We start from the raw sequence: 17,141 nt of genomic DNA on the forward strand, positions 1-17,141 counted from the left end.
GAGCGGCAGGACGGGCGGCAGCGCGGCAGGAAGGGCGGGCGGGACGAGCGGGCGGGACGAACGGACCGGACGGCGGATGGGATGATCGAGGGACCATGACTTCCTCGCCGCGGCTCGACCCCGCCATCGTTCCGGACGCCGCGGACCCGGACGCCGTCTACCTCGCATTCGTCGAATGGGCGGAGTCGACCGGCATCCGGCTGTATCCCGCGCAGGACGAGGCGGTCATCGAGATCGTCTCCGGCAACAACCTGATCCTGTCCACCCCCACCGGCACCGGGAAGTCGCTCGTCGCGATCGGCGCGCACTTCAGCGCTCTGGTCGCCGGACGGCGCAGCTACTACACGGCACCGATCAAGGCGCTCGTGAGCGAGAAGTTCTTCGCGCTGGTCGACGTGTTCGGGGCCGAGAACGTCGGGATGGTCACGGGCGACTCCGCGGTCAACGCCGACGCGCCCATCATCTGCTGCACGGCCGAGATCCTCGCGAACCTCTCGCTGCGCCAGGGCGCCGATGCCGACGTCGGTCAGGTCGTGATGGACGAGTTCCACTTCTACGCCGACCCCGACCGCGGGTGGGCGTGGCAGGTGCCGCTGCTCGAGCTGCCGCAGGCGCAGTTCGTCCTGATGTCGGCGACCCTCGGCGATGTCATCGAGCTCGCGGCGGACCTCACCCGTCGCACGGGCCGCGAGACGGCGACGGTCACCGGCGTCGAGCGCCCTGTGCCCCTGCACTTCTTCTACGAGACGACCCCGATCCACGAGACGATCGACGATCTGCTGAGCACCGGGCAGGCACCGATCTACATCGTGCACTTCTCGCAGGCGGCCGCGATGGAGCGGGCCCAGGCGCTGTCGAGCACCAAGGTCGCGACCCGCGAGCAGCGCGACGAGATCGCGGCGCTGATCGCCCAGTTCCGTTTCACGACCGCGTTCGGCAAGACCCTCTCCCGCTTCCTGCGCGCAGGGATCGGCGTGCATCACGCGGGGATGCTGCCGAAGTACCGCCGCCTGGTCGAGCAGCTCGCCCAGCGCGGACTGCTGCGCGTGATCTGCGGCACCGACACGCTCGGCGTCGGCATCAACGTCCCGATCCGGACCGTGCTGCTCACTGCGCTCACAAAATTCGACGGCTCCCGGATGCGGCAGCTCAACGCCCGCGAGTTCCACCAGATCGCCGGCCGCGCGGGCCGTGCGGGCTACGACACCGCCGGCACGGTGGTCGCGCAGGCCCCCGAGCACGAGAGCGAGAACGTCGCGGCCGTGAAGAAGGCCGGCGACGACCCGAAAAAGAAGCGCAAGATCGTCCGCAAGAAGGCCCCGGACGGTTTCGTGTCGTGGGGTGAGCCGTCGTTCCGCAAGCTCATCGACGCGGTGCCGGAGACACTGACCTCGCACATGCAGATCACGAGCGCGATGATGCTCAACGTGATCGCCCGTGGCGGCGACGTCTTCGCCAATATGCGCGCGCTGGTATATGATAACCACGAGCCGCGGAAGCGCCAGCGCGAGTTGGCTCTCCGGGCCATCGGCATCTACCGCACCCTCCGCGAATCGGGCATCGTCGAGAAGACCTCCGACGGCGACATCCGGCTCACGGTCGACCTGCAGCCGAACTTCGCGCTCAACCAGCCGCTGTCACCCTTCGCCCTCGCCGCGTTCGAGCTGCTCGACCCCGACCCGACCGCGGGCACGGGCACCGGCTCCTACGCTCTCGACATGATCTCGATCGTGGAGTCGACGCTCGACGATCCCCGTGCCGTGCTGAGCCAGCAGGAGTTCCTGGCCCGCGGCGAGGCGGTCGCCGCGATGAAGTCCGAGGGCATCGAGTACGACGAGCGGATGGAGCTGCTCGAGCAGATCACCTACCCGAAGCCGCTCGATGAGCTGCTGTCAGCCGCGTTCGAGACGTTCAGCGCGGCGCAGCCGTGGATCCGCGACTTCGAACTGCACCCCAAGTCCGTGGTGCGCGACATGTACGAGCGAGCCATGTCGTTCGGGGAATATGTCGCGTACTACAAGATCGCGCGGTCCGAGGGCGTGGTGCTGCGCTACCTCTCCGATGCCTACCGCGCGGCCTCGCAGACCATCCCCGAGGAGTTCAAGGATGAGGATCTGCGCGACCTCATCGAGTGGCTGGGCGAGTTGGTCCGTCAGGTCGACTCCAGCCTGCTCGATGAGTGGGAGGAACTGGTCGCGGGCGTCGACAACGGGCGCTTCGATCCGCACGCGCCCGACGAACCGATCGTCCCACCCGCCCCGAAGCGCCTCACGAGCAACATCCGCGCTTTCCGCATCCTGGTCCGGAACGAGCTGTTCCGCCGTGTGCAGCTCGCCGCGCGGGACGACGTCGACGGGCTCGCCGAGCTCGACCCCGGTTTCGGAGCCGACGCCTGGTCCGACGCCCTCGACGGGTACTTCGCCGACCACGACGAGATCCTGACCGGCGCGGACGCTCGCAGTTCGAAGCTGCTGATCCTCACCGAAGGGCCGACCACCTGGACCGCGCGGCAGATCCTCGACGATCCCGCCGGCGACCACGACTGGGGCATCACCGCGACGATCGACCTCGCCGAGTCCGACGACGCCGGCCAGGCCGTCGTCACGGTGACCGGAGTCGACCGGCTGTAGCGGCGTCCGGTCGTCAGGCCTGCAGGACGGCGAGCACGTTGCCCGCAGGGTCGCGGAACCACGCGATGTCCGGCCCCTGACCGTTGCCGCGCACGATGCCACGCGAATCGGACGGGAACTCCTCGTCGCTGTAGATCTTGGTCTGCACCCCGCGGGCGATGAGCTCGTCCACCGCGGCGTCGACATCCGCGACCGGGAAGTTCAGGATCGTGAAGCTCGCGGGTGTGTGGTTCGGCTTCACGTAGACGAGGATCGACCCACCGCTCGGCAGCCGCAGGTCGAGGAACCCCATCGCGTTGACCTCGACGTCGAGGCCGAGGGTCGTGCCGTAGAACTCTTTCGCCGCATCGATGTCGTCGACGCTGAATCCGCTGAACGCGTTGTCCGCTGTGAAGGCCGCCATGACACCAGCATCCGCCGTCCGCCGTCGATTGTCGAGGCCTTCATCGTCGCGGCCGGGGCGTCAGACGATCCATCACCCGCAGCGGATCGAACAGCGCTCCGAGGCCGCCGCGCACGAGCAGCGCATGTACTCCCAGACAGATCGCGATCACCGACGCCGTCAGCACGAGAGGGCCGATGGCTTCGAGCACCGGCGTCGCCCTCCATCCCGCAGCATCCAGCCCCGCATCGATCAGGGCGAGGGGCATCATGTGCAGCACGTAGATGGGCAGGGTCCGCCGGCCGATCCAGCGCAGCGGTCGGGCGACCACCTCGAGGTGCCGGTCCAGGAGCACGCTGAGCGACACGCCGCACGCCACGGCGATCAGCGCGAGCAGAGGCCACACCCCCGGGAGTAGACGGAGGGCGAACCCGGCCACGAGCGCCAGTGCCCCGACGTAGACGGCGGCGAGCGCGAGCGCCCGCCACACCCCGACGCTCTGCGCGAAGCGCTCGACGACCGGACGCCCTCGAAGCCCGAGGAGGAAGAAGAACAGGTTCTGCACCAACTGCCAGAGGTTGCCGAGGTCGGGGATGACCCCGGCACCGGCGACCGCCGCGATCACGAAGGCCGCCGACAGCACGACGGCCGTCGGGAGGCCGCGAGTGAGCCGACCGATCGTCAGGTAGACCGCGAGCGCGAGCAGGTACCAGAGGTTCGTCGGGCTGAGGGTCAGCTGCGCGAGCAGCTCCCATCCGTCGTTCGCCCGTGCGGTGTCGAAGTCGGGCGTCAGGGCGAGCACGAACGTCTGGATGAGCACCCACACGACGTAGAGCAGGGCGAGGCGCCCCGCTCGACGACGCCAGGAGCGTCCGCCCACGTCGAGCACCGCCCGGGCGGCGAACACCCCGGATACCAGGAAGAACAGCGGGATCCGCAGCGGCAGCAGCTGCGCGTTCAGCATCACCCAGACGTCTGTCACGGGTCCCGCGCCGGGCATCTCGACCGCGACCTTCGTCACCACGTGCCACAGCACCACGAGGATGATGCAGATGCCCTTCGCGACATCCGGCCAACCGACCCGCGGCGCACGCGCGCCGGTCACGACGCCGCACGCACGAGCCGCGCCACCAGGTCGACGTAGGTCACGCCCGCCGCCGCGAACATCCGCGGCACCTGCGACGCGGCCGTCAGCCCCGGCATGGTGTTGACCTCGTTCAGCAGCGGACCCCGATCGGTGAGGAAGAAGTCCATCCGTGCGACCCCGTCACAGCCGAGGGCGTCGAAGACCGCGATCGCCGCCCGCTTGAGCGCCGCCACCTCGGCCGCGTCGAGCTGAGCCGGGACCGTGAACCGCGCGCTGCCGTCGTACTTCGTGGCGGTGTCGAAGAGCCCGGTCGCGTGGATCTCCAGGGGCGGGGCCGCCCAGCGGATACCCCCCTTCTCGCGCAGCACCGCCACGTCGATCTCGCGGGCCCGCACGACCTCCTCGACCAGGATCCGCCGGTCGAAGCGCGCCGCCTCCCGCAGCGCCGCGAGCAGCTGACCTTCCTCGGCCACCAGGCTCACACCGTGGCTCGACCCGGCCGACACCGGCTTGACGACGACCTCCCCCTCGAACTCCACGTCGCCGATGTCCTCGGCTGCGACCAGACGACCGCGGGCGGTACCGAGGCCCACTGCCTCCGCGACCAGTTTGGTGGTCCACTTGTCCATGCCGATCGCGCCAGCTCGCAGGCCCGACCCGACCACGCGCACTCCGGCGAGTCCGCACAGGGCCGCGAGCGCGCCGTCCTCCCCGAGCGCGCCGTGCACCGCCGGGAAGACCACGTCGGTGCGGGCGAGCAGCGGAAGCGCGAGCGCCAGCGACTCCGCCGCCGAGACCCCGGTCGGGATGCCGTCGGCCCTCCACACCCCCTCCCGATCGATCGTCGCACTCGTGACTTCGTGATCGCCCATGCGCAGCGCGGCGGCGACCGCAGCCGCGGAGGCCAGCGACACCTCGTGCTCGGCGTTCTGCCCCCCACCGATGACCAGGACCCTCGTGGTCATGCCACACTCCTCTGCACTCGTGCTCCGATGCCGGTGACGACGGTGTGCGGGATGCTGCCCGCCCACCGCGCCCACTCCTGCACAGACGGCACGACTCCCCCCTCGGGTCCGAACACCGTGGCGACCGCGCCGCGCGGAACCGGCACGGCGCCGGTATCGATCACGATCTGATCCATCGACACCCTCCCCACGACCGGATACCGGGCCCCGTCGATCGCCACGGCCGCCTCCGCCGCGAGCTCCCGCGGGATCCCGTCCGCGTATCCGACGCCCACGACGCTCAGGTGCGTCTCCCGTTCCGTGATGTGCGCGCCCCCGTAGCCGACCGCCGTCCCGGCCGGGACGAGCGCGCTGTGCACGACGGGGGCGGTCCACCGCGCCGCACCGGCCAGCGTCGTCGCCCCGGAGGGGTCGATGCCCACCAGCCCCGCACCGATCCGCACCATGTCGAAGTGCGTCCCCGGATCGGTGAGCGCGCCGGACGTCGCCGCGAGATGCACGAGCACCGGCCCGAAGCCGGCCCGGAGCACGGCGTCCCTGCCCTGCCGAAAGCGCAGCACGGCCGCCGCGTTCGCCCGGGGGTCGGCTTCGTCGGCGCGAGGCAGATGTCCCATCACACCCACCACCTCGACCCTGCCCCGCCCCGCGCGTGCGGTGCGGAACAGCTCCTCCCAGTCGTCGAGCGGACACCCGCCCCGGGCCATCCCCGTATCGAGGTGCAGGTGCACGCGGACCGGATCCACGGCGTCGGCGATCAACTGGCGCAACTCCTCCACAGAGCCGACCGCGACGTCGATGCGGAGCGCCGCGGCCGTCTCCGCATCGGCCCCCGAGGGATTCAGCCACGAGAGGATCGGCACGGTGAACCCGGCATCACGCAGGGCGACGGCGTCGGCGACATCGGTGACCCCGAGCCATTCGGCGCCGGCGGCGACCGCGGCCTCGGCGACCGTGACGGCGCCGTGCCCGTAGCCGTCGGCCTTCACCACGGCCATGATGCGCGCGGAGCATGTGGCCCGCACCCGCCGTACGTTCTCGGCGACGGCCTCCGGGATGGTCTGCAGCGTCGGGGCATGAAGGCGGGAGAGGGTCACCCGCGGGGCAGGCAGGAGGGTGGTCATCGCTTCGTCCTCGGGTCGGCGGTGGGGTCGGGCAGCATCTCGGGGCACCCCTGGTCGACCGCCTCCGGACGCAGCTCGTAGTGCCACGACTCATTGGCGTAGATCTGGCAGAGCCCGTAGCGCCATCCCCGCTGGACGAGCCAGTCCAAGGCGGGCAGCGGACCGAGGTCGACGGCGTCGCCGGTCACATGCTCCGATGTCTCCGGAGTCGCCACCCATCGCCGCGCTTCCGCCTCGGAGCCGTACTGCGCGATCGCGTCCTGCAGCATCCGTTCCTGCAGCGCGGGGGTGCGCCATCCACTGTTCACCCGGAACGTGACCCCGTCGGCCTCCGCATCGGATGCGGCACGCTGCAGCGCCGCGAGCAGCGACGCGTCGAGGTTGCCCACGGCGGCCCGATCGACGTCGAAGACGGTCGGCTGGTCGCCGTCGCGGATCACCCCGTCGGCCTCGCTCGGGGCGATGACCGACCCTTCGCTCTGCCCACTCGGCCGGGGCGTGGAAGAGGGCAGCGGACCGGTGCGCTCGGCATCGGCGAAGGCCGCGGACAGCGACTGCTGGACGACGAAGGCGATGATCACGGCCAGCGCGAGGCCGATGAGGACCGAAGCGGTGCGGCGGCGGCGCGCTCGCGGTGTGAGGGAGGTGGTGCGGGTGTTCATGCTCCCAGTGAAGGAGGACGCGCGTTGCGAGGACGTATGCGCTTTTCCATATGCTCCCGATATGCCCCACTGCGTAGGATCGCAGCCATGCGTGTACTGATCGTCGAGGACGAGCCCTACCTCGCCGAAGCGGTGCGGGATGGGCTGCGCCTGGAGGCGATCGCGGCCGACATCGCGAACGAGGGCGACACCGCGCTGGAGCTTCTGAGCATCAACTCCTACGACATCGCCGTGCTCGATCGCGACGTTCCGGGCCCGTCCGGCGACGACATCGCGCGGTGGATCGTGGCCTCCGGCACCGGCATCCCGATCCTGATGCTCACGGCGGCCGACCGTCTCGACGACAAGGCCACCGGATTCGAGATCGGTGCCGACGACTACCTGACCAAGCCCTTCGAGCTGCGCGAGCTCGTGCTGCGGCTGCGTGCCCTGGACCGACGCAGACAACGATCCCGGCCGCCTGTACTGGAGGTCGCCGGATTGCGTCTGGATCCGTTCCGCCGCGAGGTGTACCGCGACGACCGCTACGTGGCCCTGACCCGCAAGCAGTTCGCCGTGCTGGAGGTGCTCGTCGACGCCGAGGGAGGGGTGGTCAGCGCCGAGCAGCTGCTGGAGCGGGCCTGGGACGAGAACGCGGACCCGTTCACCAACGCCGTGCGCATCACCGTGTCCTCGCTGCGCAAGCGCCTGGGCGAGCCGTGGCTGATCCGCACGGTGCCGGGCGTCGGCTACCGGATCGGGACGGATGCCGATGCCTAGGCGGCGCGGGATGAGTGCCCGCCTCAAGCTCACGCTGAGCTACGCCGCGGTCGTGGTCGTGTCGGGAGGTCTGCTGCTCGCCGCCGTGGCCGCGTACCTGCTGCGCTATGTGCCCGACGTGCAGATCCCGGTGACCGACTTCTTCGTGCCGAACCGTTCTGACCTGATCCGGGCGTTCGTCCCGGTCGCCGCGATCGTCATGGTGGTCCTCCTCGCCTTCGGGCTCGGTGCGGGGTGGCTGCTCGCAGGACGGATGCTCGCGCCGCTCGAGCGCATCGGCAACGCGGCCCGGCTCGCGGCGCAGGGGTCGCTCGCGCACCGTGTCGCTCTGGAAGGACCCCGCGACGAGTTCCGCGACCTCGCAGACGTCTTCGACTCGATGCTCGAACAGCTCGAGGCGCATGTCGCGGAACAGCAGCGATTCGCGGCGAACGCCTCGCACGAACTGCGGACCCCCCTCGCGATCTCGCAGACCCTGCTCGAGGTCGCCAGAGACGACCCCGACCGGGACGTCGATGCGCTGATCGCGCGTCTGCGCGAGGTGAACACCCGCGCGATCGACCTGACCGAGGCGCTCCTGCTGCTCAGCCGCGCGGATCAGCGGACGTTCCCCCGGGAGATCGTCGACCTCTCACTCCTCGCGGAAGAGGCGGTGGAGGCGCTGCTGCCGCTCGCCGACCGCCGCGGGGTCGCGGTGGAGGTGGGCGGGGCGCCCGCGCCGGTGCGGGGTTCCACTGCGCTACTGCCGCAGCTGGTCACCAACCTCGTGCTGAACGCGATCGTGCACAACCTGCCCTCCGGCGGATCCGTCGCCGTGCGCACGCACGCGATGCCCCACGCCGTCGCGCTCGTCATCGAGAACACCGGAGCGTTGCTGCCCCCCGATCGCGTGGCCACCCTCGTCGAGCCGTTCCAGCGCGGTGCCGACCGCACCCGCGGAGACGACCATGCCGGTGCCGGGCTCGGCCTCGCGATCGTCGACCGCATCACGCAGGCCCACGGCGGGACTCTGGTGCTCACCCCCCGCACGGACGGCGGCCTGAACGTGACGGTGTGGCTGCCGCATCCGTATCCGTCCGCGGGCTGACGCCCGCCTCCCCAGGCGCGCCTGCTCCCCGGCCCCCGGGCTCCCCGGGCACACCTGTCGGACGTACGCACGGATGTCGGGTCGAAACAGGTGTTCCGGCCCGACATCCGTCCGACCTCCCGACAGGCGTACGGAGGGCGGAGACGGAGGGCGGGCGCGGAGGGCGGGGGCTGCTCGGACCGCCGATGGGCTTCCGCGAACCTCGCCACCCGCGCGCACTGATTTCCGTCTCCGTCCTCCCCTCGGCTCAGCCTCGCCGGGGCTCGGAGTCGGAGATGGTGAGAGCGGGGATGATCATGGTCTTGATCGCCTCCGGATCCGTCTTCGCCTTCATCAGCGCTTCCTCGACGCCGTCCAAGCCGTATCGTCCGGTCACGATCCCCGAGGTGTCGACGATGCCACGGGAGATCAGGTCGATCGCCGTCGGCCAGGTGTTGACGTACCGGAAGGTACCGGTGAGCGTGATCTCTCGGTGCTGCAGCATCGAGACGGGAACGTCGAGCTGGTTGCCACCCATGCCGACGAGGACCGCGATGCCTCCACGGACGATCGTCGGCAGCGCGGCACGGATCGCCTGGGCACTGCCCGATGCATCGATGTAGATGTCGAAGTACTGGTCGAAGCGAGCGAGACCGTCGCCTGTGGAGTCGATGACCTCGTCCGCCCCTCGCGCGCGGGCGAAATCCCGCCGTTTCGCAATCGGATCACTGATGACGACCTCGACGGCACCGAACGCCTTCGCGACCTGCGCGGTGAGGACCCCGATCGGGCCGGCTCCGGTGATGAGCACCCTCGCGCCCGCCGTGACACCTGCACGACGGGCCGCGTGGATCGCCACCGAGACGGGTTCGGCGAGCGCGGCCTGCTCGTCGGTCATGGCCGAGGGGATCTCGTGCGCGAAGTCGGCGTCGACGATCACGAACTCCGCGAAGGAGCCGTCGACCGGCCAGGCGCCGAAGAAGCGGATGCTCGGGCACAGGTGATAGGCGCCGCGCTTGCAGAAGCGGCAGGCGCGACACGGCGTCTGCGGCTCCACAGCGACCCGCGTCCCCACGCGGCTCGCATCGACGCCCGCACCCACGGCGACGATCTCCCCCGCGGTCTCGTGCCCGAGCACGACATGGTCCCGGACGACGATGTCTCCGACGGCACCCGATTCGAAGAAGTGGGTGTCCGAGCCGCAGACGCCGACCGCGGTGACCTTGATGAGGACCCCGCCCGCACCCGGGGAGGGGACCGGGCGACTCTCGAGCTCAACGCGCTTCGGCCCGGTGAGCACGCTGGCGTACATGGTGGAAGGAACGGACATGGGTGGCACCTTTCGGTCGTGCGGGCTTTCAGCCTTTGACAGTGCCGGCGGTGAGACCGCCGACGATCCAGCGCAGTGAGAACACCGCGAAGAGAATCCCGGGGATGAGGGAGACGACCGTGGCCGCTGCCATGGGTCCCCAGTCGATGGATTGCGCGGAGATGTACTGCTGGATCCCGGTCGTGATGACCTGCGTGTTCTTCCCCGCCAGCACCAGCGGCAGCGTGTAGCTGTTCCACGCCCAGACGAAGGAGAGCATCAGACTCGCGCCGAGGCCGGGTGCGATCAGTCGCAGGAGCACGTGACGGAAAGCGGTCCAGCGCGTGCCCCCATCCATGGCCACCGCTTCTTCCAGCTCGCCGGGCAGGTCTTCGATGAAGGAGCGGAGCATCCACACCAGCATGGGCAGCGTGACGAGTTGATACGCCAGGATCAACCCCAGATGAGAGTCGTACAGGCCCGTCTTCTGGAACAGCAGATACAGCGGCAGGATGATCAGCAATTCGGGAGCGAATCGCAGGGACAGGATCCCGAACGCGATGTTCTCGCGTCCCCGGAACGAGAAGCGCGCGAGTGCGTACGCGGTCGGAAGGCCGATCACGACCGTCACGAGCAGCGACCCCACCGTCACGATGAGCGAGTTCGCGAACGGGGCCATGAACTTCGCACTGCTCAGCACCTCGACGTAGTTCGTCAACGTCGGAGTGAAGACGAAGGTGGGCGGGTAGGCGACGATGTCTTCGGCCTTCTTGAACGACATCATCACGATCCACACGAGGGGCGCGAGCGCGAAGACGCTCCACATGCTCAGCGACGCGATCACCGCACCATGCCGCAGGAGCTTCTTGCGACGACGGGACCGCGCGACGGAACCGCTCGGAGAGGCGTTCATGCTCCCGCCTCCGTCCGACGCGCCCGGAGCAGCACGGACGACAGCAGGTTGCACAGCACCCACAGCACCACGAGGGCCGCCATCGCCGCGCCGAAGTTCATGTTGCGGATGCCGTCCAGGTAGGCGAGCACATGGAGGTTGGTCGTGGCGTCCACGGGCCCGCCCTTGGTCGTCGTGTAGATGATGTCGAACATCTTCAAAGAGTCGATGCCGCGGAACGCGATGATCACGATGAGCACAGGCACCAGCATCGGCAGCGTGATGGAGAAGAAATTCCGCACCGGACCCGCACCGTCCACCGCGGAAGCCTCGCGAAGCTCCTGCGGAACGCTGCGGAGGCCGGCCTGCGCGAGGAGCACGACGAACGGGGTGAAGATCCAGATGTCGATGATCATCACCGACCACAGGGCGCTGTCGAGGCCGTTGAGCCAGAGCAGTCCGGGCTGGCCGACGGCTTCGAGAAGCCAGTTCACGACACCGTTCTCGGTCAGCATCACCTTCCACATCAGCGCGGCGATCACCGGGGGCAGCAGGAGCGGCAGGACGATCAGCAGGCGGAACGTGCTGCCGTACGGACCGTAGTTCAGCAGCATCGCGAGTCCGATGCCGAGAACGCACTCCACGCTCACGACGACGACGGCGTACAGCAGCGTGATGCCGATCGCGTGCAGCCCCTCCCCGGTGACGAACAGATTGAGGTAGTTCGCGCCACCGTTGAACGTCGGCGCACCCCGGTTCAGTCGGTAGGACGTGAACGACCACCAGACACCGGTGAGGAAGGGGTAGAGCACCGCCACGAGAACAGCGAGTGCCGGCAGGACGAGCAGGTACGGCAAATGAGGTTTGGGCTTCATGACTCTCTGTCCAGTCCGATCGTCATCTCCGGTCCGCCGAGGTCACTCGATCGCCGCGTCGATCTTCGTCGCCGCGTCATCCAGAGCGTCTTTCACAGATGCCTTGTCGAGCAGCGCCGACTGGATCGCGGTCGCCCAGATGTCGCCGACCGTCGTCCAGCTCGCAGACGGCGCGTACGGCCACTCCGCATAGTCGGTCAGGGTCTTCTTCCAGACCTCGTTGTAGTCCCCCCAGCCTTCGGTCGCGGCCGAGAGTTCAGGGCTCTCGGCGACGGAGACGCGCGTCGGGTTGAGGTTGCCGTTCGCGATGGAATCCGTCAGCAGCTCCTTCGACGTCGCCCACTGGATGAACTGCCAGGCAGCGCCCTTGTGCGTGGACGCCGCGTTCATGCCGAGCGACCAGACCCACATGCTCGACGCGCGCCCCTTCGGCCCCTCGGGCGGCAGCGCGTAGCCGACCTCGCCCGCGATCCCACTGCCCTCCTTCTCGAAGTCGGGGGCCATGTGGTCGGCGTCGATGTAGAACGCGGAGTTCCCGGCGAGGAAGTCCTGCTGCGCCTCGTACCACGTGTAGGTGCTCGCCGCTTCCGGCGCGGTGCGCATGAGTTCGATCCACTTGGTGACGGCCTCGTTGCCCGCCTTCGAGTTCACGGTGGCTTTGCCGTCGGTGATGTCCTGGACGCCGTAGGCCCCGGCGAACGTGGAGAACGGGTTCAGGGTGGGGTAGGTCTTGTCGCCGCGACTGACGAACCCGGAGATGGTCTTGCCGTCGAACTCGGTGCCGTCGAGCTTCTGCGCGGCGGCGATGAGCTCGTCGATCGTCTGCGGCACCGCGACGCCGTTGGCCTCGAGGATGTCCTTTCGATAGAAGAGGGCGTAGCCTTCCTCGTTCGCGGGAATCGCCCAGAGACCTCCTTCGCCCGCACCGTCGAACTCCGTGGTGTCCCACCGCTCCGCTTCGATGAGCGACGGGAAGAAGTCGTCGAAGTCGTAGTCCGGAGCCGTCTGCGTGTCGTCGTCGACCCACGGCTGCAGGTCTTCCATCCAGCCGGCCGCGGCGTACTGGTAGTTCATCGGCTGGGACGTCATGAAGACGTCGTAGCCGGCCGCGCCGGACTGGAGCTCGGTGAGGATCTTCACCATGTAGTCGGACTCGGTCAGCGTCTCGATGTCGACGTCGATGCCGGTCTTCTCCTCGAAGTCCGACACGTGGTCGAGGACGGCGTCGGAGAGGGGATGCTCGCTCATGAGGATGCTCAGCTTCTCGCCGCTGTAGTTCTTCCAGTCGAACGACGAGACGTCGGTCGAGGACGTCGTGCTGTCGCTCGGCGCGCAGCCGGCCAGGAGGCCGGCGGTGGTGAGGACGACGACGGCGGCGGTGATGCTGTGGGCGCGCGCACGCTTTCGGCTGTTGTTCATCGATACTCCTTCGAACGGCGACGGGTTCCGTGTGACTTGCGTTCGAGAGTACAGGGAATGTCCTCATGTGAGTCACTAGGGTGCTCATATGTGCACAACTCTTTCAACAACCGAATCTGTGCAGTATGCGTACGCTGCCGTCCAGAATCTCCAGCACGGACGATCGACCATCGAGATCGCCGAAGAACTCGGCATCTCGCGATTCCTCGTGGGGCGGATGATCCGGCGAGCGCGCGAGGACGGTCTCGTCGAGGTCCGCACCCGCCTGCCGGAGCCCATCACCCCCGAGCTCTCGAAAGCACTCAGCCGCGCCTACGGTCTCGAATCGGCGTTCGTGGCCCTCACCCCCTCGAACGACGAGACACGCACCCGCACGACGATCGCGAGCATCGGTGCACGCTTCCTGAGCGAGACCATCGGCGAAGACGCCATCGTGGGTCTCGGCCCCGGGCGGACGATCCTCGACACGTGCGGCCGCATCCGGGAGGTGGCCACCTGCGACGTGGTCCAGCTCACCGGCTTCGCCTCGGTCGACGCGGGGACGCACCTCGAAGCGATCAGTCAGCTCAGCGGCGTCGCCAAGGGGAGGATGTTCGCCCTCCCCGCCTCGTTCGTCACCCGGAGTGCCCGCTCGTGGGACGCGGTGACCCGGGAGCCCGCCGTGCAACAGGCCCTGGCACGCATCGACCACATCGACATGGCAGCGCTCACGGTCGGTGGTTGGCCGGGCAGCTCACTGCTGGCTTCCCAGCTCGACGAACTCGACGAACTCGCTCCCCTCCTGCGCCGAGGGGTGGTCGCCGAACTGGGCACGACCCTGCTCGACATCGACGGCAACGAGGTCGACGGCCTCCACCGACGCCTGATCGGGATCACCACCGCGCAGCTGGAGCGCACCCCGACGCGCATCGCCCTCGGCGGGGGTGCGGGCAAGCAGCGCGCCGTGCTCGCCGCCCTGCGATCCGGGCTCGTCACCACCCTGATCACCGATGAAGGGACGGCGCGTGCCGCTCTCGACGCGCTCTGACCCGCGGCTTCACCAGGGGCTGGGCTCGTAGTCCTTCAGGAACACGCCGTGGATGTCTTCGCCGGCCTCGCCGCGCACGATCGGGTCGTAGACGCGTGCGGCACCGTCGACCAGATCGAGCGGCGCGTGGAAGCCCTCTTCCGCCAGCCGGACCTTCGTGTAGTGCGGGCGCTCGTCGGTGATCCAGCCCGTGTCGACCGCGGTCATCAGGATGCCGTCCTTCTCGAGCATCTCGCCGGCACTGGTGCGGGTGAGCATGTTGAGCGCGGCCTTCGCCATGTTCGTGTGCGGGTGGCCCGGCCCCTTGTAGCGGCGGGAGAACTGCCCCTCCATCGCCGAGACGTTCACGACGTAGGTGCGACGCGCCTCGGAGGCGGCCATCGATGCGCGCAGGCGGCTGATCAGCAGGAACGGGGCGGTCGTGTTCGCGAGCTGCACCTCGAGCATCTCGAGCGGGTCGACCTGCTCGATCGACTGCACCCAGCTGTTGACGCGGTTCACATCGGGCACGAGTCCGCCGGCATCGATCGCGGTGCCGTCCGCGTGCTTCTCGAGGGAGGAGGACCCGGGGGCCATCGCGAGGCGAGCCAGGTCTTCGGCCGTGAGCGCCTGGCCGCCCTGCTCCGCGACGGTGCCGCCGAGCGCCGCCACCGACAACAGCGGATGCGAGTCGACCGAGGCCTGCAGCGCCTGCGGGTGCGGATCGACCGTGTGCCCGAACGTCTCCATCTCGGGCAGCGGTCCGTCGGGGAGCGGCTGCAGCTCGGCATCCGCGAGCAGCGAGTACGCCCCCGGCGAGCGCCGTACGGTCTGGGCGGCGTTGTTGATCAGGATGTCGAGCGGCCCCTGAGCGGCGACCGAGTCCGCGAGCCCGATGACCTGTGCCGGGTCACGCAGGTCGATGCCCACCACCCTCAGACGGTGCAGCCAGTCGGCGGAATCGGGCAGCGCGGAGAACCGGCGCACGGCATCGCGCGGGAAACGCGTCGTGATCGTGGTGTGCGCCCCGTCTCGGAGCAGACGCAGCGCGATGTGCATGCCGATCTTGGCGCGGCCGCCCGTGAGCAGGGCGCGTTTGCCGGTGAGGTCGGTGCGGGCGTTGCGCTTGCCGTGGCTGAAGCGGGCGCAGTCGGGGCAGAGCTGGTGGTAGAACGCGTCGACCTGCGTGTACGGCTGCTTGCAGATGTAGCAGTTGCGCGGCTTGAGGAGTTCGCCCGCGATCGGGGCGTCCACGACGCTGGTGGCGAGGTCGTGACCCCGGGTCTCGTCGTCGATGCGGTCGGGGGCACCGGTGGCGGTGCGGGCGACCACGGCCTTGTCGGCCTCGGCGATCGCGTCGCGGATCTCCTTGCGACGCACGCGCTTGACGGCCTTGAACATGGCCGCGGTCGCGTGGCGCACCGCGACGAAGTCCGGGTGCTCGTTGTCGATCGTGTGCAGTTCGGCGAGCACGCGCAGCGTCGTGGCGAGGTCGTCCGGGTCGATGCCGGCGCCGAGTTCAGGGTTCGCGTCGGTCACCATCCCGATTTTACGCGAGTTTCCCCGCCCCACCCCTCGCTCAGGCGATGCCGCCGCCGTCCACCACCAGGGCCGAGCCGGTGACGTACGAGGAGTCGTCGCTCGCGAGCCACACCACGGCCTGTGCGACCTCGCTCGGCTCTCCCATCCGCCGCAGCGGGCGGTCGGCGGCCTCGGCGAGGAAGGCGTTCGTGTCCTGCGCGAGCTGACGCGCCTCGTCGCGCAGCATCCCGGTGTTCACGTCTCCGGGGTTGACGGAGTTCACGCGGATGCCGGCGGGCCCGTGGTCGATCGCGAGCGCGCGGGTCATGTTCACCACGGCGCCCTTCGACGCGCAGTACGAGATCGCCTGACCTCCGCCCTTGAGGCCCCACCCCGATCCCGTGTTGATGATCGAGCCGCCTCCGGCCGCTTCCATGATCGGCACGATGTGCTTGCACATCAGGAAGATCGACCGCACGTTCACACCGAACACCCGGTCCCACTCCTCGACGGTCGTCTCCACCGCCGTGGTGCGGCGGATGATGCCCGCATTGTTGAAGACGACGTTCACGCCGCCCAGCTCGGCCACCGCGGTGGCGATGACCCGCTCGATGTCGGCCTCGCTCGCGACGTCGGCGGCGATCGCGATGGCCGAGCCACCCGCCGCACGGATCTCCGCGGCGACGCCTTCGGCCGCCTCCGCGTTCAGGTCGACGACGGCGACGGCAGCGCCCTCCGCGGCAAGCGCGAGCGACGTGGCACGACCGATGCCTCCGGCGCCGCCGGTGACGATGGCCTTCTTGTTCTCGAGACGCATGGGGTGTCCTTTCGGGTTCGTTCCGCCGGATCGGTCAGGCGGGGGTCAGTTCGGGGGCGGTCACGGCGTAGAGGCTGCGGGTGCCGACACCGGTGATGATGCGGACGTGTCCGGCGAGTCTCGCATCCAGATCAGGGTCGCCGGTGTCGACGAGAAGGGGCCGGCCGTACAGGTCGATGAGCTTCTGCTCCGGTGCGACGACCAGGAGCGGATCGGGGCCGATGGCGCGCAGGACCGCGGCCGAGAGCTGCTGGTTGCCCCGCCCGAGCAGGAATCCTTGGCCGCCGATCACGGTGATCACGGCCTGGGCCGGGCCCTGCGCGATCTGGGCGAGAAGCTCCTGCTCGCTGGCTCCCCGCACGCGCACGGCACCGTCGAGGACGACGTCGACACCGAGGGGGGATCCTTCGACGCCGAGCTGCCTCGCGATCTCGGCCGTCGTGCCGCCGGGTCCGAGCAGATAGCGGACGCCCGGGAGCATGCGCGCGACGGCTCCCCGCGCGGCCGCTTCGACGGCGGCGGCCTCGGTGACCGGCGTCGCGGCCTTGCGTGCTTGCGTCCGTCCGGCGCGGTAGGGCACCCGGAGCATCCCGTACAGCGTCGGGTCGACACGAGCCCGCCGCATCGCTG

General features: G+C 69.3%; 16 protein-coding genes. 4 read left to right on the plus strand and 12 right to left on the minus strand.

Translation table 11 applies throughout. The features are described from left to right. The first annotated feature begins 95 nt into the window (after window positions 1-95). A complete protein-coding gene (locus tag L978_RS11875; protein WP_047523291.1) occupies window positions 96-2,630 on the plus strand; it encodes a DEAD/DEAH box helicase in 2,535 nt (844 codons plus the stop codon). 13 nt (window positions 2,631-2,643) lie between these two features. Here the strand turns inward: L978_RS11875 and L978_RS11880 are convergent, their stop codons facing one another. The 5 genes from L978_RS11880 to L978_RS11900 are packed head-to-tail and all read right to left on the minus strand — an operon-like array spanning window position 2,644 to window position 6,847. Then, complete coding sequence (locus L978_RS11880; protein ID WP_047523292.1) at window positions 2,644-3,033, minus strand: VOC family protein; 390 nt, start codon at window positions 3,031-3,033, stop codon at window positions 2,644-2,646. Between the two features lie 40 nt (window positions 3,034-3,073). Then, window positions 3,074-4,117: an acyltransferase family protein gene (locus L978_RS11885; protein ID WP_052193654.1), complete on the minus strand. Its 1,044-nt coding sequence runs from the start codon at window positions 4,115-4,117 to the stop codon at window positions 3,074-3,076. After that, on the minus strand, window positions 4,114-5,064 hold the full coding sequence (locus tag L978_RS11890; protein WP_047523294.1) for a D-alanine--D-alanine ligase family protein: 951 nt from the start codon (window positions 5,062-5,064) through the stop codon (window positions 4,114-4,116). Before L978_RS11890 ends, L978_RS11885 begins: the two co-directional genes overlap by 4 nt. Continuing rightward, window positions 5,061-6,185 (minus strand): alanine racemase, encoded by a 1,125-nt coding sequence (gene alr, locus L978_RS11895; protein ID WP_047523296.1) that lies wholly within the window; start codon window positions 6,183-6,185, stop codon window positions 5,061-5,063. The genes L978_RS11890 and alr overlap by 4 nt, the downstream gene beginning before the upstream one ends. Further along, window positions 6,182-6,847 (minus strand): M15 family metallopeptidase, encoded by a 666-nt coding sequence (locus tag L978_RS11900; protein ID WP_047523297.1) that lies wholly within the window; start codon window positions 6,845-6,847, stop codon window positions 6,182-6,184. Before L978_RS11900 ends, alr begins: the two co-directional genes overlap by 4 nt. An 87-nt stretch (window positions 6,848-6,934) precedes the next feature. On the opposite strand from L978_RS11900, the gene L978_RS11905 reads away from it, so the two are divergent. After that, complete coding sequence (locus L978_RS11905) at window positions 6,935-7,606, plus strand: response regulator transcription factor (protein WP_047523298.1); 672 nt, start codon at window positions 6,935-6,937, stop codon at window positions 7,604-7,606. A 10-nt stretch (window positions 7,607-7,616) separates the two neighbouring features. Next, entirely contained in the window at window positions 7,617-8,693 is a 1,077-nt protein-coding gene (locus L978_RS11910) for a sensor histidine kinase (protein ID WP_081997032.1), read from the plus strand. A gap of 247 nt (window positions 8,694-8,940) precedes the next feature. Here the strand turns inward: L978_RS11910 and L978_RS11915 are convergent, their stop codons facing one another. The 4 genes from L978_RS11915 to L978_RS11930 are packed head-to-tail and all read right to left on the minus strand — an operon-like array spanning window position 8,941 to window position 13,167. Beyond that, a complete protein-coding gene (locus tag L978_RS11915) occupies window positions 8,941-10,002 on the minus strand; it encodes an NAD(P)-dependent alcohol dehydrogenase (RefSeq protein WP_047523300.1) in 1,062 nt (353 codons plus the stop codon). 28 nt (window positions 10,003-10,030) lie between these two features. Next, entirely contained in the window at window positions 10,031-10,894 is an 864-nt protein-coding gene (locus L978_RS11920; RefSeq protein ID WP_052193659.1) for a carbohydrate ABC transporter permease, read from the minus strand. Beyond that, window positions 10,891-11,748 (minus strand): carbohydrate ABC transporter permease, encoded by an 858-nt coding sequence (locus tag L978_RS11925; RefSeq protein WP_047523301.1) that lies wholly within the window; start codon window positions 11,746-11,748, stop codon window positions 10,891-10,893. The genes L978_RS11920 and L978_RS11925 overlap by 4 nt, the downstream gene beginning before the upstream one ends. Before the next feature lie 42 nt (window positions 11,749-11,790). Continuing rightward, window positions 11,791-13,167: an ABC transporter substrate-binding protein gene (locus L978_RS11930; protein WP_047523302.1), complete on the minus strand. Its 1,377-nt coding sequence runs from the start codon at window positions 13,165-13,167 to the stop codon at window positions 11,791-11,793. A gap of 118 nt (window positions 13,168-13,285) precedes the next feature. Here L978_RS11930 and L978_RS11935 point away from each other — a divergent pair, with 118 nt between their 5' ends. Next, a complete protein-coding gene (locus tag L978_RS11935; RefSeq protein WP_047523303.1) occupies window positions 13,286-14,194 on the plus strand; it encodes a sugar-binding transcriptional regulator in 909 nt (302 codons plus the stop codon). Window positions 14,195-14,203: 9 nt separating this feature from the next. On the opposite strand, the gene L978_RS11940 is transcribed toward L978_RS11935, so the two are convergent. From L978_RS11940 to L978_RS11950, 3 genes are all read right to left on the minus strand, one after another. Further along, window positions 14,204-15,715: an SDR family NAD(P)-dependent oxidoreductase gene (locus L978_RS11940; RefSeq protein WP_047523304.1), complete on the minus strand. Its 1,512-nt coding sequence runs from the start codon at window positions 15,713-15,715 to the stop codon at window positions 14,204-14,206. Window positions 15,716-15,752: 37 nt separating this feature from the next. Beyond that, window positions 15,753-16,511: an SDR family NAD(P)-dependent oxidoreductase gene (locus tag L978_RS11945; RefSeq protein ID WP_047523305.1), complete on the minus strand. Its 759-nt coding sequence runs from the start codon at window positions 16,509-16,511 to the stop codon at window positions 15,753-15,755. A gap of 34 nt (window positions 16,512-16,545) precedes the next feature. Continuing rightward, the coding region (locus L978_RS11950; RefSeq protein ID WP_047523311.1) for an ATP-NAD kinase family protein at window positions 16,546-17,141 on the minus strand (596 nt) is incomplete at its 5' end.

The organism is Microbacterium sp. ZOR0019 (assembly GCF_000800925.1).
Classification (GTDB): Bacteria; Actinomycetota; Actinomycetes; order Actinomycetales; family Microbacteriaceae; genus Microbacterium; species Microbacterium aurugineum.